We start from the raw sequence: 25,903 nt of genomic DNA, 5'->3' as shown, positions 1-25,903 counted from the left end.
TAATTATTTTTTGCTAAATCAATCGCAATAACGTTAAGATTCACCATGTATGGACTCCTTTTGTAAAAGTTTTGTCGCTTATTACGTTACCCCCCTGTGGGAGGGGAGTCCATACATCTCTGTGGTTCAATTTATTTTTGATGCACAAAGAGAATAAAATGAGAAGTGAATGAGTAACCCAATAAAACCATCAAATTTGTTTTTAATAATACCTCTTAAGCGGAGCTTCTCTTATCACCCCTTGTGAGTATGCAGAGGGTTACGCGATATAAAACCGCTGCCACACTCTTGCTAACTTGCTAACCCGCAACTCATCCCATTTAATCGTCTGGGCCTTTTAGGGTAAATACTAAATGCCTGCGCATGTCTTTTAAAATCACGCCTTTTTTCAGCATTGCGCCACTTAGGCGTTTTTGCCATTTTAATAGCTCTGGGGTCGCTGCATCGAGTGATTGCTGGTTTTCAAATTGAAAACATAATAGCAATGAGCCTGGGAATAAGTGGTATTCCACATCAAACCAGCATTGCAACATACCTTCGAGCTCTGCGCGACCTTGCTCTTCAAGGGCGTCGGCAACATTTAATACAAGGGCTTGCTGTTTTAATTGTACTTTTGAAAGCTTTTTCATTTAAAAACCAAAATCGAGTCGAAAAACAGATTATACCTAAGCTTTACGCTTGGCGGAATGCATTACGCCAGTCTCGCGGTGATAAACCAAACTGATGACGCAAAGCAGGCCTTGCTTAGTTTGCAAAGTAATTAATATTTGCAAAGGCCGAAATAACATCTTTGGCAAATGCAATACGGGGGTGCTTTAGTGCCCCTTTGTTCCAAACTAAGTAAATTATGTTTTCTGGTCCTTCGGGTCCTAGTTGCACAAGCTCTCCGGCTTTTATCTGATCGCGACAAAGGTAATCGGGTAATACAGAATAGCCAATGCCTGAGCGAATAATATTGCTAATAGCACGTATGTCTGGGCAAATAGCAATGACGTTTGAGTGGCATTTTGCGTTGAATACAGCTTCAAAGTATTGTCTTATCAAAGGCAGCTCTTCATCATAAGCAACGACATTGTAGCTAGAGAGTAAATCTGCGGTAATGGTGCTGTCTTTGATTTCTCTTCCATGTAGACGGTTCATCACCAAAATTAGCTTTTCTTTGTCGAGCACTAGGCTATCAAATAGTGCTGGATCAGGCGCTGATGCGGCAATAGCAATATCTGCAGTACCTGATTGCAAGGCATCAAAAATACTTACCTTATTACCAATATGCAGAACAAGGTTCACATTGCCAGATTGCAGTAAGTTGGCAATTTGTGGCCCTGACACACTGCTAATATATTCGGCAGGTCCTGCGATATTTATAGTGCCATGTGCGGCATCAGAACGTGCCCGTATCGACATGATCTTTTGCTCTAATATATCGATATGACCAGAAACCTGCAGCGCTAAATCATGTGCCGCTGCAGTGGGGGTAACACCGCGGGCTTTACGCTCAAATAAAGATTTACCAACTACAGCTTCCATTGCTTGAATGTGTGAGGTCACCGAAGGCTGAGATAAGCCTAAATTAGCCGCTGCCTTCGTAATATTTTTACAACGATAAACTTCAACAAAGGTTTTTAATTGCGTGAGATAAGACATGTAAATGTACGAGCCATAAATATTCTGATTGCTCCTCTTAATTTATCCGAATTCTACTCGCCCCGCAAACCAACTATGATGGCTGCACTTTCTAAGAGGATGAGTTATGAAAATGATATTACAGCGACTAACGCTTGTTGCTGCATCAACTATGTCGATGTTTGCAGTGGCGGGTGAAGGTGAGGTGTTGGTTATTTTATCAAGTGAAACAACCATGGATTTAGCTGACGGTCAGAGTATTGAAACAGGCTACTACCTAAATGAGTTTGGTGTGCCTGCGAAAGCATTGGTCGATGCGGGTTATGAGCTTGTCCTTGCAACACCCAAAGGTAATGCGCCTCAAGTAGATAAAAAATCAGTGAGTACCGACTACTTTGATGGTAATGAAGCTAAAATGCAGAGCATTCAGCGTTTTGTAGCATCGCTACCAGATATCAAAGATACCGCAAGTTTGAGCGAAATTTTAGCGGGTGACTTAAGCCAATATGAGGCTGTGTTTATCCCAGGCGGCCATGCGCCTTTAATTGATTTAGCAAACAACCCTGAAGTGGGTGAGATTTTGCGTCATTTTAATAAGCAAGGTAAACCAACAGCGGCAATTTGCCATGGCCCAATTACGTTGTTGTCGGCACAAGTTCAGCCAAATTCTTATTATCAAGCGATAAAAGATGGCGAAAAAGCATCAGCCAATAACTGGATTTATGACGGCTATAAAATGACTATTTTTTCAGACCCTGAAGAACGTGTTTTTGAAAGCAGTTTAGAAGGTAAAAAGCTTAAGTTTTATCCTGCTATGGCAATGGAAAAGGCCGGTGGAAATATGGCATTCGCTAGTGAGTGGCAGCCTAATGTGGTTGTTGACCGCGAACTCATTACGGGGCAAAACCCGTTTTCAGATAAATTATTAGCAGAAAAGCTTTTAGAAATGTTAGCTAAGTAAATTAGCTAATTAGCAATTTAAACCTAATTTAAGGGGCATTTAAATGTTGAACTTTATTTATAAAAATCAAACCGAAATTTTGTTTGGTAAAGGTCAAATGAGTGAGATCACGTCACGTTTACCAGAAAACGCTAAAGTACTATTACTTTTTGGTGGTGGCTCAATTAAGAAAAATGGCGTATACGACCAAGCAATGAGTGCATTAGCCGATGTTGACGTGATTGAGTTTGGTGGTGTTGAACCTAACCCAACATACGAAACGCTGATGCAAGCTGTGGCAACTGCTAAAGAGCAGAATGTTAACTTTATTCTAGCTGTTGGCGGTGGCAGCGTTATTGATGGCGCTAAGTTTGTTGCAGCAGCTTATAACTTTGCAGGTGAGCCGTGGGATATCCTTGTTAAAGGTGCTGAGTTTAGTAACCCACTTCCTATTGGTGCAGTTTTAACTTTACCTGCAACTGGCTCTGAGAGTAACGGTAACTCAGTGGTTACTAAAAAAGAGACGTCGCAAAAACGTGCTTTTTCATCACCGAGTGTGCAACCTGTTTTTGCAGTACTTGATCCTGAATATACTTTTTCGTTACCAGAACGCCAAGTAAGTAATGGTGTTGTAGATGCATTTGTACACGTTATTGAGCAGTACTTAACTTACCCAGTAAACGCGCCATTACAAGACCGCTTTGCAGAAGGTATTTTACAAACCTTGATCAGCGAAGGGCCTAAAGCGCTGAGCGAGCCGCAAAACTATGATGTAAGAGCCAATGTTATGTGGTCGGCTACAATGGCACTAAATGGTTTGATTGGTCAAGGTGTACCGCAAGATTGGTCTACGCATATGATTGGTCATGAATTAACAGCACTTTACAATCTTGATCACGCACAAACGCTGGCGATTGTTTTACCTGCGCTAATGCATGTTCAAAAAGAGCAAAAGTCTATTAAAATACAACAGCTTGGTGAGCGAGTGTTTGGTTTTAATTATAACGATGAAGCTGAGCAAATCGATAAAACGATTAAAGCAGTGCAAGACTTCTTTGAAGCAATGGCTGTTAAAACACGCCTTGCTGACTATGACCTTGATGAACAAGCAATCGACGCGGTTGTTAAAAACTTAGAAAAGAATGAGATAACAACGCTAGGTGAACATGGTGATATTGACTTAGCGAAGGTTAAGCAAATATTAGCGCTTGCACTTTAGGGCTTAAATTTAAAGGCGTAACATGAAGTGTTACGCCTTTTTAGTGCTTAAAAATCGATTTGCTAGAACTGGCTAAAGATAGCCAAAAGAGCGGTTTACTTGAGCAGTTTAATGCGTGATGAAAGAGCAATATCAGCTACGTTACCCTGAAAAAGTAAACTAACGTTGGTGAGTGTTCACTATTTCATTGAGCGCCATGCAAAGGTCGAGGCGGCAACTACAATCGCAATAGAAATACCAAGGTAGAGGGTTTCTATTGTGCCGCCGAATTCAACGGCGTGTTCTAAAAACAGAATCACTAAAATGACGGATGTTACCTGCACTAAGGTAATTTTTAAGTCATGAAAATCTTCGATATGAAAGGCGGCCAAAAACTGGCTACTCTTTGTGGTTGCAGGCGAAATGAATAGCCGGTAAAGGCTGATGGTAATAACTTGAAGAGTAATACCGATGAGTAATAGGTCGAGAATTTTTAAAAGCTCGACTATCATCTCTTTCCCTCCCTTAGCAGAGTCAGGCAAAGATATAATCGTTGTTTTAACAACATTAAAAACGATGTTCACACAGGTTATATAAACAAGTAACGATGAAATTGCTGTAGTGATAATCGCGATGATGACTAAAAACCGACTATTTTGAAAAAGGCGCTCCATATCAACTCACACAAATTAATTTCTTTGTTATACGAAGCTTAGCTGGTTTTTGATTAAATACAGCACGGCCATTAGCGAAGATGAACCTAACTTACTAGTTCTTTTAGTATTTACTCGTAAGTTCCGGTTGTGTATAAGTTTAAGGAACAACAAGGGTTGCTTCTATTAAGCATTAATACAAAAGGGATTTTTATGGGCTCGATGGCTAAGCACTCACTAGAACTGGATTTAAATGATAAAAAATGGTTTCGAAAGGCACTTTTGCTGGTGGCGCAAGGAATGCCTTAATTTTGTTACTAAGGATGTTTGCCCTATCAGCAATTGCAAGTGCGCTTAGTATGCTTTTCGTTAATTTAAAGCCATGAGCAGTTGTTGTGTGTTCTTGAATGAAATAGCGCCTATTAGAATTAATAGACGCAGTATGTACGCTCGTATTAAGCAATAAAGTCGAGGGTTACAAGTAGTCGTTTTTCGCCAGCAGCGAGTGTTGGTGAGCGGTGCACAAGGCCTTTGCCTTCGTTATCTTGCCAAGTTTCGCCTTTTAATAGGGCTACATCACCGACATTTAGAGAGTGAATTTTAGTATTTGCTGTCATTAAGCCTGATTCTTCATCGCTTAATCCTTGATGCCCTGCGCCAAGTTTAGTGCGATCAAGTCCTGCATTTTGCAACCACTGTGAGCCACTACCACAATATGTGCTGACTAACCGACAAGGAACTCTGTCAACATGAAAACGTGGGCACATGGCACGTTCAAGTACTCTTAGGCGTAATCCGGTGCGCTTTAATTCAAATAAATAACAAAACATATCAACAAGCTGAGCGAGGTCGGCTTTAAGCTCTTCTGCTTGAGATAGTTTTTCAAGGGCCTTATTTATGTCAGCCACAATGGTATTTTGATTGATCACAGCGTTAATACTGAGTTCTGGGTTGGCTGTAATACTCTCAGCTACTTCTGATTGCAGCTGCTCTGATAAGCTGCGTTGCCAAATTGCAATATTATGCTCAGGTTTATAAATTTGTGAAAACACCACAGGGCTTAGCGCTGTTGCTGCCGCTGATGGTAGGTTATCAGTGTCATGTTCTAATGCGTAGGCTGTCATTATGCTTCCTCCCAAACAGGAAATGGATCGGGCAGGGTTTGCCAAAGCGCTTTGCCTGCTAATAGTTCATCGTCGCTAAGTAAGCAGTTATCAAGAGCTTGAGTGATCGCTGCTTGATTGAGGTTTTGACCAATAAAAACCAGCTCTTGGCGCATATCACCAAAGGGTTCTTGCCATACTTGGTTAATTGAATCTAAGTAGTCGCTATCTGTTGGCCACTGATCTTTCGGTAAGGCTTTCCAAAATACCCCGCCAAAACCATAGCGGGCTATGCCGCCAGCTTGATTCCATTGGCAAGCAAATTGTGGTCGAGAGGCTAACCAAAAGTAGCCCTTGGAGCGAAGCAATTTCCCTTCTCGCTGATTGTTATGAATAAAGTTATAAAATTTTTCAGGGTGAAAAGGGCGGCGGGCCTCGTAAGTAAAGCTGCTAATACCGTATTCTTCGGTTTCTGGGGTATGTTCGCCGCGCAGTTCTTTTAGCCAGCCAGGTGCTTGCTGAGCTTTTTCAAAGTTAAACAGGCCCGTGCCCAAAATTGTGTTGATATCAACTTGGCCATTTTCAATGGCAATAAGCTCTGCAGAAGTATTTAATGAGCTTAAAATGGCTTTTAAACTCTCAAGCTCATCGGCGCTAATTAGGTCTGTTTTACTAATTAAAATGACATCAGCAAACTCAACTTGATCAATAAGTAAGTCGGCTACGCTTCGCTCATCTTCATCACCTAAATGCTCGTTGGTTTCTTGTAAAAATTTGGCTTCGTTAAAATCGTTTAAAAAGTTAACGGCATCAACGACCGTGACCATGGTATCAAGCCTTGCAACATCAGAAAGTGACACGCCATCTTCATCGGCAAATGTAAATGTTTCGGCAACAGGAAGGGGTTCTGAAATACCCGTAGACTCAATAACTAAGTAATCAAATTGGCCCGTTTGTGCTAAAGCGCGTACTTCAATGAGTAAGTCTTCACGTAGTGTGCAGCAGATACAGCCATTGCTCATTTCTACTAGTTTTTCTTCGCCGCGGCTCAGCGAAACATCGTTTTTAACTGTTGCTGCATCAATGTTTATTTCGCTCATATCATTGACGATTACAGCCACTTTTTTGTCTTCACGGTTATTTAAAATATGGCTGAGCACAGTGGTTTTACCTGCACCTAAAAAGCCAGAGAGCACGGTGACGGGAAGTTTGCTCATGGTAGTGACCCTTAATTAGATTAAACAAAATACGATAAACGTTTTGTTATAATATATCAATAAAGTATCATTTAGGAATAGCTATAGTTAATTGAGTAAGACTATTTGGCAGTGTACGAATAGGTACAGCTGGCTTAGTCTTTAGCTAATTGACTGCTTATTAAGGATTTATATGCGTTTAGCCAAATTGTTGTTAGCATTTTCTATTACTTGTTTACCTTATACGTTATCGGCTAAAGAGCTGTTAGCACCAAAGCTCCCTGAGGCTATACAAGAAATATACCCTACAGTAATGAATCAACAAATTTGGGTTGCTGGGGGCATCTCTACTGAGCTACCAGCATCAGCGGGTAAGATGACTGCAAAAGTCCATTATTGGTCGCCTGAGTATTCTAGTTGGCAATCAGCTCCTAGTTTGCCTGAAGGGCGTCATCACACGTATTTAATCGCAGTAGAAAACAGACTATTTGCCTTTGGTGGTTTTGTTAATAGCCAAGGCCAATGGACCAATAGCCGTGATGTGCTAATGCTAGATAAAGGCGCTAAAGCATGGCAAAAGGTGGCGAGTTTGCCTTTTGCGTTAAGTGAGACTGTGGGCGCAGTGCTTAATGGTAAAGTGCACTTAGCAGGTGGACGTAGCCCAAGCAGTGAGAAAAATGGCCAATGGCAGCATAGTTTAGATGTGAGTGCGCATTTAATTTTTGATCCTAAAAGCTTCACCTTCAAAGAAGCTGCACCCTTACCTTCGGCTAGAAACAGTGCGGCAAGTGCACAAGTAAACGGCCGTTGGTTTGTGTTAGGTGGCAGAACCATTGGCGGCGAGCCTATCACTGACATGCTCGAATACCTACCCGAAACAAACACCTGGCAAGCACATGCAGCACTCCCTAAAGCACGAGCAGGGCATGCGGCGGCAGTTATTGATAATGCTATTACTGTGTTTGGTGGTGAACATAGCCAAGGAGTTGACCGTGAGGTTTATAAATATGATTTAACCAAGCAGCAATGGCACAAAACTTTCGAATGGCAAACACCTCGCCACGGTTTAGGAGCTGTTACATTAGACGGCGAAATTTGGCTAGTGGGTGGTGCCACAAAAGTAGGGCTTTCTAAAACGAGCCGTGAAGTGAATAATGTAAAATTACTAGTAAGTAAAAGTTTATGATAATCATTCAAGATAAAAATGAACTCAAAAAATATTTTGAGTGGGTTCTATCTCATGCGATTAAGTTAATCAAAGTGGAGGGATCCCCTTTTTTATTCAATCAAGTTTAAGCATTAAGCTTGCTGCTCTTCATTAAGTACATTATGTGTAAATCAATTCTTTACTTTCGGCATTGAAACTTTGGTTTATAACTTGTCGCTTGTCTTTACATTTCTTTTCACTGTCTGTTAAAAATAATGTTATATTTGTGTTCTTACTTAAAAGTAATAAAATAATACAAATTAAAATTTAACGATCAGGTTTCAAGATGACATTACAAACAAATAGTCCGTTAGTAGAGCAGCGTGCCGATCCGTTTGTGCATAAGCACAGCGATGGTTTTTATTATTTTACAGGTTCTGTACCAACTTATGACCGCATTGAACTTCGTAAGTCTGCGACATTAGAGGGCTTAAAAGACGCTGAAACCTTTGATATTTGGTTTAAACATGACAGCGGCCCAATGAGTCGTCATATCTGGGCACCTGAAATTCATTACCTCGATGGCAAATGGTATATCTACTTTGCTGCCAGTGAAGAAGATGATATTTGGGCATTACGCCCGTATGTGCTTGAGTGTAAAGGCCAAGATCCGCTAAATGATGAGTGGGTTGAGCTTGGCATGATGCAAGCGGCTGAGGGTGATGAAAAGTCGTTCACTGATTTTTCTTTAGATGCCACCATTTTTGAAAATAACGGTAAGCGTTACTTTTGCTGGGCAGAGAAAACCGGCGGTCAATTTGCTGCATCAAACCTGTATTTAGCTGAGATGGAATCTCCAATTAAGTTAAAAACAGCGCAGTTTATGCTGACCACACCTGATTACGATTGGGAACGTGTCGACTTTTGGGTAAACGAAGGCCCGGCAGTACTTAAAAATAACGGTAAAATCTTTATTGCTTTCTCTGCAAGCGCAACAGGTGCATGTTACTGCATGGGCTATATGGAAGCAGATGAAAACAGCGATTTACTTGATCGTAATTCGTGGACTAAGACACGTATGCCTGTGCTTGAAACAAGTGTTGAAAAGAAAATTTTCGGCCCAGGCCATAACTGTTTTACAGTAGCTGAAGATGGTGAAACACCACTGTGTATTTACCATGCCCGAGACTATGAGCACGCAGTTGGTGAACCAAGTGTGGTGCCAAAAACAGACACCCGTCCACTTGAAGAGATTGTAAAAGATCCGCTTTACGATCCAAACCGCCACGCTCGAGTTATGGAAGTGAAGTACGACGAAAATGGTCGTCCACTATTTGAACTGTATTAATTTACTGTGAATCAGATATAAAGCACAAAGCCACCAACTTAAGGTGGCTTTGTTGTTTCTAGGCTCTGTTATTTAGGGCTTAGTTAAGCAGTAAAGCGGGATACAAGCTTTCCAGCTGTACGGAGCAACAACAAACACATGGCCGTTAAAACGATGAAACTCTGCCGATTGTGTGTGTCGTTTTTCAATTATCAAACTATCCATCCATTTTTGGCATTTGGCAGCCCATCAAAATAAAATTAAAAGAGTTTTTTCGACCATTTATAAAAGCTTGGTAAAGACGATACCTTTCATACAGTAGCTCAACAAAATTCAATACTAAAAGTTTAGATGTAATGAGAAATTTTACAATTTTTCACCGTTGAACTTTAGTATGGATAGAGTTCCACATTTGCTGAAAAATTAAAGCCTAGCAAGCAAACTGACCAAACAAGGTTATACTTTTTAGTACTAATGTACTTTTGATTCTGTTGGGTTTGGTATTTTATGGTGATTGGTGCGAGGCTCAAAAAACGCTTATTACTTGCTTTTACTGCTGCGTGTTTTACTATTTTGTTGGCGCAAACAATCATCAGGCATTTTTGGATATTGCCAACATTTGAAGCGATGACAAGACAAAATGACCGGATTGATATTCAGCGAGTGGAGTCACAGCTTCAGCAAGAGCTTGATGCGTTGTCAAAAATGGTCTTCGATAGCTCAGCTTGGGATACCATGTATGAAGCTGCACAGCAACGTGATACTCAGTGGTTTAATAGTGATTATGTTATCGCTGACGCACTACAGCGGTTAGACGTAAATGGTTGGTATTTATATGATACGCAGGCAAATATAATTGGCGGTGGCAGCTTTAATAGTGATTATCGGCCTTACTCACCAACGGTTTTAGAAACCCCCAATTTGTTGATAAAAAACAACCTAATAATCTTATCTGACGATATAACTACTAGCCAATCTGAGTCAATTCATAAAGTCCGGTTTATTACTATAGATAAAACGCCAGCCGTGACGGTTGCTTACAATGTAACTAGGTCTGATGGCACAGGCGAATTTGTTGGTACTTTACTGCTTTGGAGCTTTATTGATGAAGGCTTTATCGAAAATCTAACACCAGGGTTAGCAAATGATATTAGCTTTTATGGCACTGATGAAGCACCAAAATATAAGGAACATCTAATTAGGGTGTTTGGTGAAAAAAGGAGTGCAGTTGAGACGACTCAACACAATCGACGGCTTTACTTAGGAGTCAATGATCAAGCAGGTGACTTACTGTTTGTACTATCTATCGCATCTCGTGAACGGACTTACGACCGAAGCTTGTTTGATAGCTCTTTAATTACCGGTTTATTGATCTCTGGCTCTGTGTTTATTTTGTTTTATTTATATATAAATCAACAGGTTTTAAGGCCACTCAGAAAGCTTTATACATTGGTAAATTCAGCAATCAGTAATAATGATTTTAGTGCTCGGGATGAGTACTTTGGTAATAACGAATTGCACCAGCTCGGGCGAGGTATGAATGAGTTATTTACTTTGATAGAAAATCAACGTGATGAAATACTAGAGCGCCACCAGAAGTTAAAACATATCAGTAACACCGATTCAATGACGACGCTTGCCAATCGTCGTGCATTAGATAAACATTTTACAATGCTTACCAGCGATACTGATTTAGCATCGCAGCCTATCTCAATGATCGTCGCCGATATTGATCATTTTAAGCTCTACAATGATTTGTATGGACATGATCAAGGTGACAAGGCGCTTTGTGAAGTCGCCAATCTTCTTAAAGATAATACCAATTCAGACAATCATTTTGTTGCTCGGTATGGCGGCGAAGAATTTGTTATAGTGCTTAGCAATACCGATAAGCAGGAGGCACTCAAAGTGGCTGAAACGCTACGAAATGCCGTTGCATCTGCTCATATTACTCACCAAGGTCGTAAAGACTTAAGCTATATTACCTTATCGATAGGTGTTGCCAGTAAGGATGTAAATGAGGCATTTGATTCAGATTGCTTATTCAAAATAGCAGATGACGCGCTTTATAAAGCGAAAAAGCAAGGCCGTAATTGCTGCGTTGCTGGGTGAAGCTCAGCTATTGCTTTATAGCTGAGCTTAACGCTTTAAATTGCAACTAAGCTTTGCTCAAGCATTGCTTTAATTTGCTTAACAATTTTTGCTTCTGTTTCTGGCTCAAATTGTTGAATACGTGGGGTGTGAATATGCCCTGTAGGGATGTCTGAATTAAGCTCATCACGTAGGCGAATACTACGATACGAAATTTCATTTGATAAGTAGCCGCCGCCACCGCCTTTTACTGCTATCGCACCTTCTAATTCTTTAAGTGATTTTGGCTCAAATGCTTTTTCAAGCGTAACGACTTTATGATTGTCGTTGATTGGGAATGGCCCTTTGGCTTGTTGCATTTGCTTAACTGGTAAGCTGAACGTTACAAACTCATTGCCCGGAAGAGGGCGGTCGTTAAGGCTCGAAATTTTCGGTGCAGTTGCTGTGCCGCCATACACAATATTGGCGTTATCGGGCGCCGTTACACTGCGGCGTTTACCCGGAAAGCGTTCAAGGTCAAAGTCTTTGCTGCCCATACTGATAGTGGCAATCATATCGACATTGTTAAGTGCATAATATGGCGCAAGTAATGATTCGATAATACCTTGGTCAAAGTCTTCGTAGCGTACTGGCACCATCACCGTATTGATCTCGGCGCTAATGCCATTGTAATTAATTACTTGGCCATCAAGTAATAATGCTGCAACACCGGATGGGTTACTTTGATTAATATTTCTATCTAATAAGAAGGGATCAAAACCTGTAATTAAAATGCGTTTGTCGGTTTTTTACTGTAATCAAGGTCGGTGCGGCCACGGCTGCCATTCTCAAGCATTGTTAGTAACGCGGTTTGTTCACTGTCGGTTATTGTAAACTGGGGTTTGCTGGTACGAATAATTTTGCTTGAAAGTAAACGTGCCCAATATAGCTCTCGGTCGTCGAAGCTGTTGGTTTTAATTATACGCGCTTTGGCATCGCGCCATAATTGTTTAGCGTAATCATCAATAAGGTCACTTGCTTGCTGATAACTAGCAGCCGCTTGCCACTGTTTTTCAAATTGGTTCACTTCATCAGAAAAAGCACTCAACACCTTTGGCATGGCTTTGCTGGCTTTTTCAATACGCAGTTCTTCAACGGTTAAATTGGCTGCAAATGCAGTAAATGACGAGGCGATTAAGCCGGTGGCAAGTAAAACTTTTTTCATGATTATCCTATTTAGTTACAGCACGTTTAGTAGGCTTGCGTTAACTATCCTATGGATAGATGCCGAGCGCAAATAAAATCGCTCAACACAGAATTTGAAAAATAATGAATTAAAGGAGATAGCGCTTTTGATCAAAGTTATTTCTCAAATGAAGGGCTTTTAATGTTCGATATTGAATAATTAATTATCGTTTTTCGATAATTTTAGTTTGTTTTTTAACTTATCTAGTGCCATAGTAGTTTTTTTACTAGAAGGATCGTGAAAATGAAATTTGGTTCTATTGCAGTGGTTTCGCTGATTGTGCTGTTATTAACTGGTTGTACGACAATTAAAGTTGAGGAGTCTCACTTTTTATATCCGGATAAAAAAATAACGATGCAGGAAATACAAAGTGTTAATGCCACCGCCAAAACGCAGGAGATAACTTTAAACACCGATGAGGGTACTAGACTTAAGGGTACCCTTATTAAAGTTGCAGATGCTCGTGCTACGGTAATTTACTTCGGTGGTAACCAGTTTCGCGTTAGTGCCGCAGGTGGGGAACCGGCAAAGCTACTTTTACCTTTTCAAGTTAATATTTTAATGATGGATCATCGTGGTTATGGGCTTAGTTCTGGAGTACCTAGCGTAGCTAATCTGCAAGCTGATGCATTACAAGTATTTGATTATGTAAAAGGCAGATCAGACCTAAATACTTTGCCTGTGGTGATCCATGGTCATTCTTTAGGAAGTATGATTGCCGGTTATCTTGCCAGTCAGCGTAACGTTGATGCTCTGGTACTTGAAGGGAGTGTGACAAATGTTGAACAGATGACAGCAGCACGAATTCCGTGGTTTGCTAAACCGTTTGTTAGTGTTGAGTTTAGTGAAGAGATTAAACAAGTCGATAATTTAAAAGCGTTACAAGTTTATCAAGCACCGCTATTAATAATTACCGGTGAAAAAGACACTCAAACTCCACCTGAGTTAGCTAAGTCACTATATCAACATGCAAAATCTCAGCAAAAGCAGATTTACATTGCAAAAGGGAAGCACCATTCTAATGCGTTAACAGGTAAGCAGTTAGCGACTCATTATGAGCAACTTCTAAAACAAATAACACTGAGTAAATCGTCATGAAAAAAATTGTTTGGATGAGTTCGTTTATTCTAAGCCTGCTATTTTTTACGCTTATTAGCTTGTTAGTAACAAGCATTATTGTGCTTTTCAGTGACAGTAATGTTTTAAGTTTTACACAAAGTAATGGTGCGCATATGTGGATTGGTCTTGAAGTCAGCGGCTCCTGGCAAGGAGTTGCACAAACATTAAATGAGCATGGTTTTGATAGTGTTTTATGGCTTGGTCTTGTGCAATTGCTACCGTTTATTCTGATCAACATAATTTTGATTCGGTTATTTTTGCTTTACCGGCGTGGATCCTTCTTCGCTATTGAAAATATACAATGTTTTAAATGGTTAGGTGGCGTATTATTGGCGCAATTTGCACTAGTTGTGTGCTACCCGTCACTACTTATAACTCTTCTTAACTTGGCAACAGGATCAGATATCGGAAGGGTCGTGGCTATACAAGATACTGATATTATAGGCTTAGTGATGGGATTAATTATTTATGTTATTGGTTGGATCATGGGTCAAGCGCAGCAGCTACAAAAAGAGCAAGAGTTAGTGATTTAATGGCGATTATTATTGATTTAGATGTAGTGTTAGCTAAGCGAAAAATGAAGTCTGCAGAATTAGCTGAAGCGATAGGTATTACGCCACAAAACTTATCAGTTCTTAGAGCTGGACGAGCTAAAGCTGTGCGCTTTACGACCTTAGATGCAATTTGTAAGCACTTAGGTTGTCAGCCTGGTGATATTCTGCGTTTTGAGGATGACTAACGAAAAATAAGCTTTGTTTGTTTAGTTTGAGAGTCTTTTAATAACTTGCGGTATTTTGCTGGGGTGATGTGCATTATTGCTTTGAATTCTTTGATTAAATGAGGCTGATCGGTAAAGCCACATTCAAGTGCAATATCTGCAAAGCTTATTTCAGGGTTGTCTTTAATTGCTTGTTTAGCAAGTTTTACTCGGTAGATACGCTCAAAATACTTAGGGGTGACGCCGCATTGATCCTTAACTTGCCTTTCGAGCTGGCGTTGACTGAGTGGGGCAAGTTGGTAAGCAGTTTCGAGTGGCGTTAACTCAATAAGGTTACGGATTAAGTGTTTTGAGTGCCTGTTGCTGTGGTTAATGTTTTTATTATCAGTAAAGTGGCGGCTAATAAGTGCAACAAACGCGGCTAAGCAGGCTTTATTTTGCAGATCTTCGGCAATTTCACATAGGGACTGTTCTGCAAGGAGTGGGTGAGCATTACGCTTTAGTTCAGACAATACGGTTGGGTTAAAACGAATACCACAAAACTGTGCATCGTGTGAAAATGTGACTTTAGATGCCTGAGTCGATGTTTCTTGCACTGCATAAGGGGCAGCAAGCGGCTTGTCATCAAGTAAAACTTCACCAACAACAGGAAACACAAGCCCTGTGGCACCATCGCAGGCAAGCCATTGCTCTCCTTGAGAGTGCGCTGTGGCATACCAAATAGCTTGTATGCTATCGGCAAGATTGCCCTTTGGGATCATTAATTCGAGCGTTAAATGGTTACTCATTAAACTTCACTGCCTCTATCGATAGCGAAAGTATCATCAATTGAATAGCGTTGTGTCAATTTTTAGTCCAAAAGTAAGCTAGATTAGGGGCTGTTATTCGCACCCTGTTTTTAATCCTGCTATGCTACGCCCATTAGCAATCACTGAGTATTTGAGATGATTAACGATAACGATGTAATTGAAACATTAGACGAGTTAGAAACATTTTTACGCCTAGTTGAAACTGGCGGTTTAGGGCTAGAGAATGTAACCGGTGTTGCTCTTGCAACCAATAATAGTGATGGCCGCCCATTTATTGCGGTACTTGATGATAAACATCAACTTTTACTTGGCCGTTACGTGACAACTGAAGTGTATGAAAACGGTAAAGATATGGTACGTTACGGCACTAAAAAGCCGCATTAACGTTTTTCTTGTTGAAATGAATTGCTATAGTGGTGGTTTGTTTTCGTGATTATTTATTAGTTTTAAAAGGAAGTTTATTTTATGAGGTTTTTAATGTTGGCCTTGGTTGGTTTCGTTTTATCTGGATGCGCAAACTCAGGTAAAGAACAGGCAAATAACGATGGCTTAATTTGTAAAATGGAAAAACCGACTGGCAGCAATATTGCAACTCGTGTATGCCGTACACCTGAACAAATTGATGCTTTGGAAAAAGAAGGTAAGCAAGGTATTCGTGATATTCAAAGGAATAGCACTAATACAATAAAATGAAGTACTGGCTGCAATCAGCTCTATAGTATTTTAGCGTTTCAATGGCCACATTTTAATTGTGGCCATTGTTTGATGATTGTATTTAAGTTTGTGCGGTAAAGCTGCTATATGTCACTTGCAAAATATTTAGATAAAGAGAACTCAGCCTTATTAAAGCTTGCGTTCTTTTAAATCTAACAGCTAATAATATTAATAGTTTAGTTAATTGTGTTAAGCTCTCTGTGAATGCTCATTACCAGTTCACCAGGAATGCATAATTGGTTAGCGAGCGTTTCTAAATAGTGTTTAGAAATTGCTTGGTTTAAATCAATCCTGATTTATTTAAATTACCCACTAACTTTTGTAAGTCTTTCATTGTTCTCTCCTTGCAGTCATGTGCCCAGGCTAGGTGATTTAAAATCAAAAGGAAACGAGATAAATGTTACAAAACACATCAGGTAACAATTATCTGCTTTAGGTACTTATCTTTAGCTTGCTTAAAATACACCCAGTACTATAAGTTAGGGTTTCTGTTTGATTAATAATAAGGAAAAACTCATGGCAGACAATTACACACCACCTGAAGCAAGCCTTCAGATGGCATCTGAAAATAACTCAGGGCAGGGGAAGGTAGACGATTTACCCGAGGGCATTAAAGGCTTTAGTTGGGGCGCTTTCTTGCTAAGTTGGATTTGGGCAATTGGCAACAGCACTTGGATTGGCTTATTGGCCTTAGTGCCTTATGTTGGTTTTATTGTGTCGATTTATCTGGGTTTTAAAGGCCGAGAAATGGCATGGCAAAATAAACGTTGGGATAGCGTTGAGCATTTTCAACGAGTACAAAAACAATGGTCATTTTGGGGCGTGTTGATCATTGGTGGCATATTTTTATTGGGTATTGTAGCGGCGATAGCTATCCCTGCTTACCAAGCCAATGTCTAACTTATAAATAGAGCGAAAAGCCAGTATTTACTGGCTTTTTTTATGCCTGAAATGGTCAAAATATGGGTTTAATTACTTACTGAGTTATTATGTTTTTCATTCTTTATTTTATGATAATCGTAAAATAAAGTTTGACAACCATAAATCCGCTGTGTACTTTTTAGACTATGAAAATACGAATCAACCTAGATATAGAATTGGCAAAGAACAAAATGCAGCTGAAAGAGCTATCTCAGCGCATTGATATTTCTATGACCAATTTATCATTACTAAAAAACGGAAAAGTGAAAGCGATCCGCTTTAGTACCCTTGAAGCTATTTGTGAAGAGCTTAATTGCCAACCCGGCGATATTTTAGTGTACGAACGCGATAGCGAATAACTTTACAACGCAACAGGATTTTGGAGGGCATATGCTCAACCGTGACTATTTACTACCCGGCATAGCAGCAGGATTACTTGCTGTGATTTTTCCCATGTACTGGATTTCAGTATTTGGCGAAACACTCGATGGCTTAGGAGAGGCGCTTAAGCTTGATTTACAAAGCTTAAACTTTTCAGACCTTGTGTTCGTGCTCATCGGTGCACTTGAAATTTACGTGTACCTGAGTTTGCGCAAAGCACTAAAAGATATGTTCGATGTTGAAGGTGTACGCATACTGTTATGTGTGCTTGCGGTGCTGGTATTAGCTTTTCATGCCACTGTGTTATGCGATGTTTATCTTGCCGTAGCTGGTGATAAAGCATCGAATGATGTAGTAGAAAGTATTTCAATTATTGCCATGGTGGTCTCGGCTGGAAGTTTAGGCTTGTATGCCTTAGTGGGTTTGATCACAGCCGCGTTATTACTAACAAAGCGCCATGGAATGTCATCGTTGCTAACGGTGTTTTCTATCCTATTGTTGCTAATGTGCATCTTACAGCTAACGGTGATTTTTGCTTACTTGAATGTGTTTTTATTCCCAGCAGCATTATTAATTTTAATGGTGTTCTTTATCAAAAAGCCTGAGCAAATCGAAGTGATTTAACAACGCTTTATAACACAAGGAATAGGGTATGAATGGACGCTTTGGCAAACCGGTTACCCCGACTTTTTAGCGTTTGATGTTGCCTTGCAAAGTGCTTTTGTACCCTGCTTAATAGGCCTTGGCATCATCTTGATAGGTATGCTTTTGGTGCGTTTCAAAAAAGCGAAATAAGCAACGTTTGACTGTCACATTTTTTAACTCGTTCTCATGACTAGCTTAAAGTTCAACTGAATATCCCTCTATTATTAATAAGTCAATTTATTGAAAAAATAAAAGCTTTTTATTTCATAAGCTTGGATCTTTAACAGGTAATTTAATGTAAATTCTAGATGTTTTGCTGACTTTTTAAACGCTTATTCAGTTTAAGTGGTTGTACCTGTTGCAATTTTGCAATAGTGAATCAATAATTCCTTTTCAATCAAGTGGTTATGTTTTCTGTTTGGGTACTTTTAACCGTTCAGATTGACTAAGCACTTTTAAAAATAAAAATATGGAATTTTTTGATGTATAAAAAAGTACTTTACCCTTCTTTGCTAGCAATTAGCGTCTCTGTTTTATCTGGTTGTGGCACAACGCCTGAAGAGCTAGCAATGCAAAAAGAAATGCAGCAAGCTTTTATTAATAAATTGAAGGGCTCAACTTTAACGAGTGTAATCCCGCAAGCCCAGCAACATCAGCAGCAAAAGGTTGAGAAGCCGGAAGTTGTTATTTCTGAAAGTGAATTATTAACTCAGAAAGAAATCGTTGACCAAACTGGTGGGCCAGCAACATTTATGCGTGAAAAAGATGGAATATTGATAAATGGTTCAATGTTTCATGATTACGAAGGGGAAGTGGCTAACTTAGGTGCTGATCGTCTAACAGGCCAATTTACGTATGCAATTGAGAACTTTGATGGCACGTTTACTCTAAAATACAGTAAAGCAGGCTCAAGTGAAGGTGCTGTTAAACTTGCAACTGTTACTAAAGATAATGATTCATTTAAAGTGAAAACGGTGACAGGTAAGTCATTTACAGGTACGTCTGTTACACCAACATCCGATGGCTTTATTGTAGGGCGAGCGGGCTCTGCTTTTCGCTACGTGATCGGTTCTAATAACGTAAAATCTATTTCAATATTAGATGGTTACCACATCGCGAAACACCAAAATGGTGATGTTGCATCAACAAATTTTATTTTGCTAGAAAAAGATAAAACTAAAAGCAATAACCCTTTAACAGGGTTATTTGAGTCAACTAAGAGTTTAGGAAATACACTAGGCTTTAATAAAGTTGATGATTATATTCTGTTAAACATTAACGACAGCACAATTGTTCCTTTAGATGTGAGTATCTCGGGTAAAAAAGTTGCAGAGCACTCAAACTGCCGTAGTAAAGGTTTATACAATGAGTGTGACAATGTTTCTTTCAAAGAATCGTTATATAGAAAAGATGGATTCAAGAACAACAGTCATTATTATTGGGCAATTGATTGGATTAATACACCTTCAGGCCCTCTTGCGTTCTACAAAACGAGTACAAAAGTAAAAGTTGTAGATATTAATAGAAAACAAGTGCATACCGTCTTTTCTAGAACACTCGGTGTGAATGAGTTTATTTTAATTGAAAAACGAGATGGCACGGTTGCAGTAAAAGCGCAGTTAGGCTTTAGTCATGATCAAGTTGATAATATCGAAGGCTTTATCAGTACAAATAAAGAAGAAATAGAACCAATGCAACAGCTTGGATCATAATTAGTTTTTTGAATATGCTTAAAGCCCCCGTTTGGGGCTTTTTTGTTTCTTCTACATCAATGGTCATTGTTCATTAACGTGAACAGCTATAGTATTTGCTTTACATTGATTATTCAGGGTAGGGCGCATGTTACGATTTTTTTCTATAGACCAAGGTGTGATCACAGAAACTGAGCCAGCTGCAGATACGCCTCTTGCAACCGCCATAAAAAATGCCCACTGGATTGATACCATAAATCCAACCGAAGAAGAACGACAAGCGCTGGCAAGCACGCTTAATATCACACTACCTGTTGCTGATGATGTTGAAGAAATCGAAGCCTCTTCCCGTTGTTTTATTGACCATGAAGGTTTGCATGTGCATGCGCTTTTCATGTCACCAAATGAAGGGCGCTTTAATACGGTAACCGTGGCTTGTTTGCTACAAGACAACTGCTTGCTGACAATCCGCGATGATGAACTAGCCGATTTTCGTCTATTACGACTGCGTGCTCGTAAAGGGCAAGTAGCGTGTGATAATCCAAAGCAACTTTTGGTGACTTTATTTGACCAAAAAGTCGAAAACCACGCTGATATGCTTGAAGACATGCATCACCAATTAGAAAAACTCAGTGCCTACGTACTTGAAGAAGATGATTCTGATTTAGAAGAAGCTGTTAGCCGAATTTCTCGCCTTGAAGATAATAACGGTAAGGTGCGTTTATGTTTGATGGATACTCGCCGGAATATCTCGTTTTTACTGCGCCACCTAGGAGCGCCTACAGAAGATCGAGAATCACTACGTGAAATTGTGCTTGATATTGATACCCTCATGTCTCACTGTACATTTTTGTTTGATAAGGTTAATTTCTTAATGGACTCGACTCAGGGTTTTATTAACATCGAACAAAACCAAATTATCAAAACTTTCTCAATTGCCTCTGTGGTGTTTTTACCGCCGACCGTCGTCGCCAGTATTTATGGAATGAATTTTGATAGCATGCCTGAACTGCAATGGGCATGGGGTTACCCGTTTGCAATTGGCATTATGTTGCTGTCTGGCTTTGCACCATACTTGTTCTTTAAACATAAAGGTTGGTTGTAACAAAGCATAAAAAAGCCCAGCAATTGCTGGGCAAGGGGTCTTCGGATAGACCTAGGGGGTTTAACCTTTCAATTCGCCGGTAGACGATTCGATATGTGCACGAACAAACCATTGAAATTGTTCTAAATCAGCCAGTTGGCCGGTGATCATATCTTCAGAAACTGGGTCTAGCTCACCAAGCTTATCGATAGCTGCACGGTGGTCTTTATTGACTCCGTTATACACTTTATCAAGCGCTGTTAGATGGTCAGTAACTAAGCCTTTACCAATTGAATAATCTTGCCAAGTACGGCGTTCTACAATTGATTGTGGTGTGCCAACAGGTACGCCGCCCATAGTTGCAATACGCTCTGCAATCGTGTCAGTCATCTCTTGCACTGCGCTTACTTGCGGGTCTAACATTTCGTGTACACCAATAAAGTTAGGGCCAACAACATTCCAATGAATGTGTTTTAAAGTGAGGTGTAAATCGATTAAAGCGACCATGCGCTGGTCTAGAATAGCAATCGTGTCAGCTGCAGCTTGGTCTTTAACACCGGGTGCTGTAAATTCTGCGATTTTTGATGATGAATTACTCATTACTCCTCCGAGATTATCTATAAAATTCCTTTCGCTTTTAGTTTAAAAGCGCGCTTGATCAGGTAGAAGCAAGCGCTGTGCCTAAAATAAATGTAACGTTAAATTGTTGAATTTTAAGGTTTAATTTTATTTTGTTTTGAGGTGGAGTGGTTGTGGTGAGGTATGAGTATGAAAACTCTGCACACCTTCTGTAAAAAATTCAGTGTGCAGATACAAATTTACGACTTAAGAAAGCAATGCAGCTGCTAAACGAACAAAATCAGATGAAGTTAGAATTCCCACTAGGTTGTTTTCTTTATCAACCACAGGCATGCAGCCATGACGGTTTTCAACAAAAAACTTAGCAACTTCGTGAAGCGGTTGCTCTGGCGAGATACTAGTAAAATCGGTAGCCATAATATCAACTACTTTAGTTTGCTTTTCTTTGCGTTCAAGGGCGCTGGCGCTGTAATTAGCCATGATATTCATTACCTGAGCAATCATGATTTTTTGCGTTAACATGCCAACTAAGCCACCGTGCTCATTGATCACTGGAATATGGCGAACATTCTTCTCTTTCATTAGATTATGAGCATCATGCAGGGTATTTTGCGCACTTATGGCGAATGGGTCTGGCGTCATCAAATCACTAACTAGGTGTGTCATGGCTAAATCCTTACAATTAATCAAGTTGTGGTAAGTCTAGCGCTTATCGAGTTAATTGCACTTTAGTTAGATCAAAGTTTTAGTGATTAACGGTGCAAGTACCTGCATTACTTTGCTGACAATAGTGAAAGTCTAAATAATAGTGAGACTTAGCTGGGCGTTCACCTTTAGTGAGGTATTGATACATCAACTCGGCAGAAAGTCGGCCCATTTCAAAAGGGTTTTGACCAATATTGGCCGATGATAATCCTTGCTGTAATACTTCTAATTGCATTTGCTCAGTATCAGCAGAAACGATCACCACCTCTTGATTGGCAATGCGTTGTTTATGTTTAGCAATCATGTTTGCATAGTTAGAGTTAAATTGAGCAAAACCCGCTACCGCTAAAAATAGTGGTGGATTTTCAAGGTTAAGCAGTTTGTCGAGTTGACCGAGGGAGACTTCTCGCTTGCCTAAGCTATATAAAGGGCATCTATCGAACTCACTCCAGCCATTTTCACCGCTTAAACGTTTATCTTTTTGCCCAGATAACGCATAGCGAACACCTTCAATACGCTTGTTTAAATTAGGTGTTGTTGAGTGCCCTGATTGAATACAAACCTGGTTATTTTCTTTGTTGGTGAATTTTTTTAATTCGTTACCTAAGGCCACACCATAATCAAAATTATTGGTACCTACGTAGGTTAAACGGTACTGCTGATCTTTCTCGAGCAGATCAGAGTCAAACGTGATCACAGGAATGTTGTTATCTTTAAGCTGTTTTAACTCTCTTTCAACAAGGTAATTGGAATCTGTGGTTGCGATTAATAAACCACTAATGTTGTTTCTGCGAACTAGGTCGGTGATCACTAATACTTGCGTGCGAATATCTTGAAAGTCTTTGGGGCCGTCGTAAATACATTCAAAATCGAGATGCTGTTTTGCAAATTGCTCACACCCTTTAAAGGCTTGCTGATAAAAGCTATCGTTTTTGGTTTTACCCACAACAGCCACCACATATTTAGCCTGAATTGGCAGGGCAAAAAGCCAAAAACTGGCACACAAAAGTACCCAGTTTAATTTAAAATTTAATAATACTTTTAAAGACATAGCACTACATATTGCAAGTTAAGTATAAGCACGAGCTAATTATAGTGGCAGAGTTCGAATTTACCAGTCAGCATTTGCATCAATCAACTGGCTTTAACATATAATGAAAAAGCCTTTTTAGGGAAGCGGTTATTTTTGCTACCTTTTATGACTCAAATGGAGTGGCTATGATCATATATAAATACTGGCAGCAATTAACAACACTTTGGCAAAAGGCCACTTTTTTATGGGGGGCTTTTTTTATTCTATTTAATGCATATTGCTTTTTTTGGCGTCATTTAATTGCGGGAGGCCAATATCAGTTTATTGACTCACAAATTTTTTGGTTAAAAGAGTGGGGGGCTTTATGTACTTTAAATATTGTTCTGGTGGCTTTTGTTGATTTAAAAGCCAGGATTAATAGCAACTTATTTGTTTTTATTATTACGTGCGCAGTGACTATTTGTTCTTTGGTGATGCTCCGTATTTTTGTTGATTACTCTTTTTATGGCTATGCAATTGCTGCTTCATTCATTCAGCTTTTACCAAAGTACTTAATCGCATGTTGTTTGGTATTGGCGTTATGGCGAGTATGCAGCGTGTCGCTCTTGTCAAAAGCAAAGAACGACAAGCCAGAGAAAGGTCTATCTGAATATATTGAAATAAACCATAAAGGGGTTGTTAAGAGACTCTCCCCAGAATCAATATTATTTATTAAAGCTGCCGGTAACTATATAGAAATACAAACATTAACCGAATGCTTTTTAAAAAGAGATACCATCAAAAACATTCAAGCTCACTTACCTTGCAATGAATTTAGGCAGGTGCACCGCAGCTACCTTATAAACTTAGCTCATATTGAAGATTTTAATCTTCATAAAGCAAATGCAACTTTAAATATGAAACTAGGGTTTAGCATTCCTGTTAGCAAAACTTTTAAACCAGCATTAGCAAATGTATTAAGTGAGCCAAGTGTATTCGTCACAGAATGAAGGGTTTCGTCACAATCTTATTTAAAACAAAAGCTTAATCTTTACTATTAAGTCATGAATATAGTTTTTAAGGATAAAATTCATGACAATAAATACACAGAAAACACATAAGTTTTTGCATTGGCTCAGTGCGCTATTAGTCATTAGCGTACTTGTTTTGGGTTACTACATGACCTGGGTGACTGACTACAGTTTGTATCATTGGCATAAATCAATTGCGGTGATCATTGCCATCGTCTGGCTGTTAAGAATAGTTTATAGGCTCTATCAGCCGTTTCAATCTACTGTACAAACAAGCTTAACTAAGTGGTTGCATTTATATCATTGGGGCTTGCTAATCTTGCTAGCTGTAATATTACTGTCTGGTGCTTTTTATAGTGGTTTCGGCGGCTTTGGTATTGCGGTTTTTTCGTGGCAGTTAGTGGCTAGTAATTATAACGAAGCAGGTCAGGCCGTTGCGTCAAGCGCCTGGTTAAGCGATTTTGGCTGGCAAATTCATATTTTATCTGGCTATGTGCTATCAGCTGCTCTTTCAATCCATATTTTAGCGGCGCTTAAGCATCACTTCATAGATAAAGACGCGACCCTAAAGAATATGATTTAAGCGTTTATTTTAATTTGGTTTCGACCATTATCTTTCGCCTCATAAACAGCTTTGTCTGCGCGGTTTACTAAGCTTTCAAAGCTGTCATTTGGTTGCCAATTGGTTAAACCAAAGCTAGCAGTAACCGATATACGATGTTCTCGATAAGCTATTTGACTGCCTTCGATGGTTTTACGAAGGCCTTCTAAAAATTGTGTCGCAGAGTTGATGTCGGTAGCAAAGAACAACAGTAAAAACTCTTCACCGCCGAGCCTGCAACATAAATCTTCTTTTTTCAAATGGTGTTTCATTAGATCAGAGAACACTTCGAGTACTAGGTCACCGCCATCGTGCCCGTAACTATCATTAATACGTTTGAAGTAATCAATATCAACTACGCAGGCGAATAAGCTAGATGTTTGACTTGGGCTGAATAGTTGCTGCTGTTCGGTAATGAATTGTAGTCCGCGGCGATTGTAAAGCCCGGTAAGTGGATCTTTTAAAGACAGCTCCAAATAGCGTTTTTTTTCATCCACTAACAGGGTAGTGATGAGACCAAGGCCAGTCATAACAAACACGGTTGCATGGGCAATAACCGTGAGAGAGTATAAGGTCGCTAAATTGTGTTCATGGGTAATGATACTCAGCTGTGAAATAGGCACCAAAAGAAGAATACACTGCGCCATCGACAACACTGTATTGCCTATGTTCTTCTCACAGACAGCGCGCTTTGTTGTGTAGTAAATAAGTGCAGGTAACACGCTTAGCGTAAAACAGGCTTCAACAAGGGCAAGTTGATTTATATTTTGAGTAAGGAGGGCAAATACAGAAAAAATAGCACCATGAGCAATGATTATCTTATTAAAGCGGCTGGGTTCATCATGGTTATAAATGGATAATTGCAGTAATGTCATGGAGATCATATAAATCACCACACCAGAGCGAAAACTTGGCGTAAGGTCTAATAAGTCTTGGATCCACAGCCATGCAAAGCCAATGACACCAAGGTAAAAAAACAGGTTAAATAAGTAAATCGAGCGGTTATTAAAACTACTGCGTATCAGGCGCGTGGCTATAATGGAGCAGGTTACTACCGTAATGAGTAAGAAGACAAAAAAGCCGTGGTAAAAGTAATTCTCTACGTTACTAGCCATGAGTCGCACTGAAAAGCTCTAGGTAAATAAAGCTTAGCACAGGAAAAATTACTCACCTTTAAATTGTACTAGCTCAGACTTGATCTGACAGTTACCCGTTTTTCAATCGGTGACTGTCAGTTTAGATTTGAGCTAAATTATTTTCAGTTGTTAACACCAAGCGATTTTGTCGTACTTTAATTACCACGCGATTCTGTCGTAATCGCTAATTACCAAGGGAAATTGACGGTTATCTTTAACCGTGTTCTTTAAATGTTTTGTTTAAGCATTTGAGG

27 protein-coding genes and 1 pseudogene are annotated in these 25,903 nt (G+C 39.6%); 17 read left to right on the top strand and 11 right to left on the bottom strand.

The features are described from left to right. Positions 1-320: 320 nt before the first annotated feature. On the bottom strand, positions 321-629 hold the full coding sequence (locus tag ABMY41_RS17295) for a hypothetical protein (protein WP_058585610.1): 309 nt from the start codon (positions 627-629) through the stop codon (positions 321-323). Positions 630-744: 115 nt separating this feature from the next. Next, positions 745-1,644, bottom strand: a complete 900-nt coding sequence (locus tag ABMY41_RS17290; protein WP_175082684.1) for a LysR family transcriptional regulator — start codon at positions 1,642-1,644, stop codon at positions 745-747. Between the two features lie 112 nt (positions 1,645-1,756). Between ABMY41_RS17290 and ABMY41_RS17285 the strand changes: the two genes are divergently transcribed. Both ABMY41_RS17285 and ABMY41_RS17280 read left to right on the top strand, forming a co-directional pair. Then, entirely contained in the window at positions 1,757-2,584 is an 828-nt protein-coding gene (locus ABMY41_RS17285; protein WP_349275603.1) for a type 1 glutamine amidotransferase domain-containing protein, read from the top strand. Between the two features lie 43 nt (positions 2,585-2,627). Continuing rightward, positions 2,628-3,782 (top strand): iron-containing alcohol dehydrogenase, encoded by a 1,155-nt coding sequence (locus ABMY41_RS17280; protein WP_175078614.1) that lies wholly within the window; start codon positions 2,628-2,630, stop codon positions 3,780-3,782. 179 nt (positions 3,783-3,961) lie between these two features. Here ABMY41_RS17280 and ABMY41_RS17275 read toward each other — a convergent pair whose 3' ends face one another. The 3 genes from ABMY41_RS17275 to zigA all read right to left on the bottom strand — a co-directional run bounded on the left by ABMY41_RS17275 (position 3,962) and on the right by zigA (position 6,734). Beyond that, on the bottom strand, positions 3,962-4,435 hold the full coding sequence (locus tag ABMY41_RS17275) for a YqhA family protein (RefSeq protein ID WP_063529685.1): 474 nt from the start codon (positions 4,433-4,435) through the stop codon (positions 3,962-3,964). A gap of 434 nt (positions 4,436-4,869) precedes the next feature. Beyond that, on the bottom strand, positions 4,870-5,538 hold the full coding sequence (locus tag ABMY41_RS17270) for a DUF1826 domain-containing protein (protein ID WP_349275600.1): 669 nt from the start codon (positions 5,536-5,538) through the stop codon (positions 4,870-4,872). Further along, positions 5,538-6,734, bottom strand: a complete 1,197-nt coding sequence (gene zigA, locus ABMY41_RS17265; RefSeq protein ID WP_349275598.1) for a zinc metallochaperone GTPase ZigA — start codon at positions 6,732-6,734, stop codon at positions 5,538-5,540. Before zigA ends, ABMY41_RS17270 begins: the two co-directional genes overlap by 1 nt. A 172-nt stretch (positions 6,735-6,906) precedes the next feature. Between zigA and ABMY41_RS17260 the strand changes: the two genes are divergently transcribed. The 3 genes from ABMY41_RS17260 to ABMY41_RS17250 all read left to right on the top strand — a co-directional run bounded on the left by ABMY41_RS17260 (position 6,907) and on the right by ABMY41_RS17250 (position 11,299). After that, positions 6,907-7,899: a kelch repeat-containing protein gene (locus ABMY41_RS17260; protein WP_349275596.1), complete on the top strand. Its 993-nt coding sequence runs from the start codon at positions 6,907-6,909 to the stop codon at positions 7,897-7,899. 307 nt (positions 7,900-8,206) lie between these two features. Continuing rightward, the gene (locus tag ABMY41_RS17255; RefSeq protein WP_054560730.1) at positions 8,207-9,208 is read left to right on the top strand and encodes a family 43 glycosylhydrolase; all 1,002 of its coding nucleotides are present in this window, start codon (positions 8,207-8,209) and stop codon (positions 9,206-9,208) included. A gap of 486 nt (positions 9,209-9,694) precedes the next feature. Further along, the gene (locus ABMY41_RS17250; RefSeq protein ID WP_349275594.1) at positions 9,695-11,299 is read left to right on the top strand and encodes a diguanylate cyclase; all 1,605 of its coding nucleotides are present in this window, start codon (positions 9,695-9,697) and stop codon (positions 11,297-11,299) included. Between the two features lie 35 nt (positions 11,300-11,334). Here the strand turns inward: ABMY41_RS17250 and ABMY41_RS17245 are convergent. Next, positions 11,335-12,482: pseudogene (locus ABMY41_RS17245) on the bottom strand (hypothetical protein). A 264-nt stretch (positions 12,483-12,746) separates the two neighbouring features. On the opposite strand from ABMY41_RS17245, the gene ABMY41_RS17240 reads away from it, so the two are divergent. From ABMY41_RS17240 to ABMY41_RS17230, 3 genes are read left to right on the top strand one after another with little or no spacing between them, the layout of a single operon-like run. Beyond that, a complete protein-coding gene (locus ABMY41_RS17240) occupies positions 12,747-13,601 on the top strand; it encodes an alpha/beta fold hydrolase (RefSeq protein WP_287243130.1) in 855 nt (284 codons plus the stop codon). Next, entirely contained in the window at positions 13,598-14,155 is a 558-nt protein-coding gene (locus ABMY41_RS17235) for a DUF2975 domain-containing protein (RefSeq protein WP_062565018.1), read from the top strand. Before ABMY41_RS17240 ends, ABMY41_RS17235 begins: the two co-directional genes overlap by 4 nt. Further along, positions 14,155-14,361: a helix-turn-helix transcriptional regulator gene (locus ABMY41_RS17230; RefSeq protein ID WP_054560721.1), complete on the top strand. Its 207-nt coding sequence runs from the start codon at positions 14,155-14,157 to the stop codon at positions 14,359-14,361. Before ABMY41_RS17235 ends, ABMY41_RS17230 begins: the two co-directional genes overlap by 1 nt. On the opposite strand, the gene ABMY41_RS17225 is transcribed toward ABMY41_RS17230, so the two are convergent. Beyond that, positions 14,358-15,128 carry an AraC family transcriptional regulator gene (locus tag ABMY41_RS17225; RefSeq protein ID WP_287243132.1) on the bottom strand — a complete coding sequence of 257 codons (771 nt, stop codon included), beginning with the start codon at positions 15,126-15,128 and terminating at the stop codon, positions 14,358-14,360. The two genes, ABMY41_RS17230 and ABMY41_RS17225, sit on opposite strands and share 4 nt — an antisense overlap. 156 nt (positions 15,129-15,284) lie before the next feature. Here ABMY41_RS17225 and ABMY41_RS17220 point away from each other — a divergent pair, with 156 nt between their 5' ends. From ABMY41_RS17220 to corA, 7 genes are all read left to right on the top strand, one after another. Then, entirely contained in the window at positions 15,285-15,533 is a 249-nt protein-coding gene (locus ABMY41_RS17220; RefSeq protein WP_063528803.1) for a hypothetical protein, read from the top strand. An 81-nt stretch (positions 15,534-15,614) separates the two neighbouring features. Beyond that, positions 15,615-15,842, top strand: coding sequence for a hypothetical protein (locus ABMY41_RS17215; RefSeq protein ID WP_349275590.1), 228 nt, complete (start codon positions 15,615-15,617; stop codon positions 15,840-15,842). A gap of 537 nt (positions 15,843-16,379) precedes the next feature. Further along, positions 16,380-16,763 (top strand): hypothetical protein, encoded by a 384-nt coding sequence (locus tag ABMY41_RS17210; protein ID WP_055021296.1) that lies wholly within the window; start codon positions 16,380-16,382, stop codon positions 16,761-16,763. Between the two features lie 167 nt (positions 16,764-16,930). After that, the gene (locus tag ABMY41_RS17205) at positions 16,931-17,143 is read left to right on the top strand and encodes a helix-turn-helix transcriptional regulator (protein ID WP_054560716.1); all 213 of its coding nucleotides are present in this window, start codon (positions 16,931-16,933) and stop codon (positions 17,141-17,143) included. Positions 17,144-17,174: 31 nt separating this feature from the next. Then, positions 17,175-17,789 carry a hypothetical protein gene (locus tag ABMY41_RS17200; RefSeq protein WP_062565021.1) on the top strand — a complete coding sequence of 205 codons (615 nt, stop codon included), beginning with the start codon at positions 17,175-17,177 and terminating at the stop codon, positions 17,787-17,789. Between the two features lie 503 nt (positions 17,790-18,292). Next, positions 18,293-19,522, top strand: coding sequence for a hypothetical protein (locus ABMY41_RS17195; protein WP_289096838.1), 1,230 nt, complete (start codon positions 18,293-18,295; stop codon positions 19,520-19,522). A gap of 127 nt (positions 19,523-19,649) precedes the next feature. Then, positions 19,650-20,606, top strand: coding sequence for a magnesium/cobalt transporter CorA (gene corA, locus ABMY41_RS17190; RefSeq protein ID WP_349275587.1), 957 nt, complete (start codon positions 19,650-19,652; stop codon positions 20,604-20,606). Positions 20,607-20,666: 60 nt separating this feature from the next. Here the strand turns inward: corA and dps are convergent, their stop codons facing one another. From dps to ABMY41_RS17175, 3 genes are all read right to left on the bottom strand, one after another. Continuing rightward, entirely contained in the window at positions 20,667-21,185 is a 519-nt protein-coding gene (gene dps / locus ABMY41_RS17185) for a DNA starvation/stationary phase protection protein Dps (RefSeq protein ID WP_054551887.1), read from the bottom strand. A gap of 225 nt (positions 21,186-21,410) precedes the next feature. Further along, entirely contained in the window at positions 21,411-21,830 is a 420-nt protein-coding gene (locus tag ABMY41_RS17180) for a CBS domain-containing protein (protein ID WP_175078603.1), read from the bottom strand. A 79-nt stretch (positions 21,831-21,909) separates the two neighbouring features. Further along, a complete protein-coding gene (locus ABMY41_RS17175; protein ID WP_349275584.1) occupies positions 21,910-22,920 on the bottom strand; it encodes a substrate-binding domain-containing protein in 1,011 nt (336 codons plus the stop codon). Between the two features lie 167 nt (positions 22,921-23,087). On the opposite strand from ABMY41_RS17175, the gene ABMY41_RS17170 reads away from it, so the two are divergent. Continuing rightward, on the top strand, positions 23,088-23,891 hold the full coding sequence (locus ABMY41_RS17170; RefSeq protein ID WP_289096836.1) for a LytTR family DNA-binding domain-containing protein: 804 nt from the start codon (positions 23,088-23,090) through the stop codon (positions 23,889-23,891). Positions 23,892-23,973: 82 nt separating this feature from the next. Further along, positions 23,974-24,495 carry a cytochrome b/b6 domain-containing protein gene (locus tag ABMY41_RS17165; protein WP_287245430.1) on the top strand — a complete coding sequence of 174 codons (522 nt, stop codon included), beginning with the start codon at positions 23,974-23,976 and terminating at the stop codon, positions 24,493-24,495. Here the strand turns inward: ABMY41_RS17165 and ABMY41_RS17160 are convergent. Beyond that, entirely contained in the window at positions 24,492-25,628 is a 1,137-nt protein-coding gene (locus tag ABMY41_RS17160) for a GGDEF domain-containing protein (RefSeq protein ID WP_287245427.1), read from the bottom strand. The two genes, ABMY41_RS17165 and ABMY41_RS17160, sit on opposite strands and share 4 nt — an antisense overlap. Between the last annotated feature and the right edge of the window lie 275 nt (positions 25,629-25,903).

The sequence above is a fragment of the Pseudoalteromonas sp. BZA4 genome (genome assembly GCF_040104395.1).
GTDB lineage: Bacteria > Pseudomonadota > Gammaproteobacteria > Enterobacterales > Alteromonadaceae > Pseudoalteromonas.
The sequence above is the reverse complement of the archived record's forward strand: the minus strand, read 5'-3'. Positions and strand labels throughout refer to the sequence as shown.

Excerpts from the sequence above, each read along its gene's own strand:
- ABMY41_RS17295 (WP_058585610.1), bottom strand. The coding sequence starts at position 629 with ATGAAAAAGCTTTCAAAAGTACAATTAAAACAGCAAGCCCTTGTATTA.
- ABMY41_RS17290 (WP_175082684.1), bottom strand. The coding sequence starts at position 1,644 with ATGTCTTATCTCACGCAATTAAAAACCTTTGTTGAAGTTTATCGTTGT.
- ABMY41_RS17285 (WP_349275603.1), top strand. The coding sequence starts at position 1,757 with ATGATATTACAGCGACTAACGCTTGTTGCTGCATCAACTATGTCGATG.
- ABMY41_RS17280 (WP_175078614.1), top strand. The coding sequence starts at position 2,628 with ATGTTGAACTTTATTTATAAAAATCAAACCGAAATTTTGTTTGGTAAA.
- ABMY41_RS17275 (WP_063529685.1), bottom strand. The coding sequence starts at position 4,435 with ATGGAGCGCCTTTTTCAAAATAGTCGGTTTTTAGTCATCATCGCGATT.
- ABMY41_RS17270 (WP_349275600.1), bottom strand. The coding sequence starts at position 5,538 with ATGACAGCCTACGCATTAGAACATGACACTGATAACCTACCATCAGCG.
- zigA (WP_349275598.1), bottom strand. The coding sequence starts at position 6,734 with ATGAGCAAACTTCCCGTCACCGTGCTCTCTGGCTTTTTAGGTGCAGGT.
- ABMY41_RS17260 (WP_349275596.1), top strand. The coding sequence starts at position 6,907 with ATGCGTTTAGCCAAATTGTTGTTAGCATTTTCTATTACTTGTTTACCT.
- ABMY41_RS17255 (WP_054560730.1), top strand. The coding sequence starts at position 8,207 with ATGACATTACAAACAAATAGTCCGTTAGTAGAGCAGCGTGCCGATCCG.
- ABMY41_RS17250 (WP_349275594.1), top strand. The coding sequence starts at position 9,695 with ATGGTGATTGGTGCGAGGCTCAAAAAACGCTTATTACTTGCTTTTACT.
- ABMY41_RS17240 (WP_287243130.1), top strand. The coding sequence starts at position 12,747 with ATGAAATTTGGTTCTATTGCAGTGGTTTCGCTGATTGTGCTGTTATTA.
- ABMY41_RS17235 (WP_062565018.1), top strand. The coding sequence starts at position 13,598 with ATGAAAAAAATTGTTTGGATGAGTTCGTTTATTCTAAGCCTGCTATTT.
- ABMY41_RS17230 (WP_054560721.1), top strand. The coding sequence starts at position 14,155 with ATGGCGATTATTATTGATTTAGATGTAGTGTTAGCTAAGCGAAAAATG.
- ABMY41_RS17225 (WP_287243132.1), bottom strand. The coding sequence starts at position 15,128 with ATGAGTAACCATTTAACGCTCGAATTAATGATCCCAAAGGGCAATCTT.
- ABMY41_RS17220 (WP_063528803.1), top strand. The coding sequence starts at position 15,285 with ATGATTAACGATAACGATGTAATTGAAACATTAGACGAGTTAGAAACA.
- ABMY41_RS17215 (WP_349275590.1), top strand. The coding sequence starts at position 15,615 with ATGAGGTTTTTAATGTTGGCCTTGGTTGGTTTCGTTTTATCTGGATGC.
- ABMY41_RS17210 (WP_055021296.1), top strand. The coding sequence starts at position 16,380 with ATGGCAGACAATTACACACCACCTGAAGCAAGCCTTCAGATGGCATCT.
- ABMY41_RS17205 (WP_054560716.1), top strand. The coding sequence starts at position 16,931 with ATGAAAATACGAATCAACCTAGATATAGAATTGGCAAAGAACAAAATG.
- ABMY41_RS17200 (WP_062565021.1), top strand. The coding sequence starts at position 17,175 with ATGCTCAACCGTGACTATTTACTACCCGGCATAGCAGCAGGATTACTT.
- ABMY41_RS17195 (WP_289096838.1), top strand. The coding sequence starts at position 18,293 with ATGTATAAAAAAGTACTTTACCCTTCTTTGCTAGCAATTAGCGTCTCT.
- corA (WP_349275587.1), top strand. The coding sequence starts at position 19,650 with ATGTTACGATTTTTTTCTATAGACCAAGGTGTGATCACAGAAACTGAG.
- dps (WP_054551887.1), bottom strand. The coding sequence starts at position 21,185 with ATGAGTAATTCATCATCAAAAATCGCAGAATTTACAGCACCCGGTGTT.
- ABMY41_RS17180 (WP_175078603.1), bottom strand. The coding sequence starts at position 21,830 with ATGACACACCTAGTTAGTGATTTGATGACGCCAGACCCATTCGCCATA.
- ABMY41_RS17175 (WP_349275584.1), bottom strand. The coding sequence starts at position 22,920 with ATGTCTTTAAAAGTATTATTAAATTTTAAATTAAACTGGGTACTTTTG.
- ABMY41_RS17170 (WP_289096836.1), top strand. The coding sequence starts at position 23,088 with ATGATCATATATAAATACTGGCAGCAATTAACAACACTTTGGCAAAAG.
- ABMY41_RS17165 (WP_287245430.1), top strand. The coding sequence starts at position 23,974 with ATGACAATAAATACACAGAAAACACATAAGTTTTTGCATTGGCTCAGT.
- ABMY41_RS17160 (WP_287245427.1), bottom strand. The coding sequence starts at position 25,628 with ATGGCTAGTAACGTAGAGAATTACTTTTACCACGGCTTTTTTGTCTTC.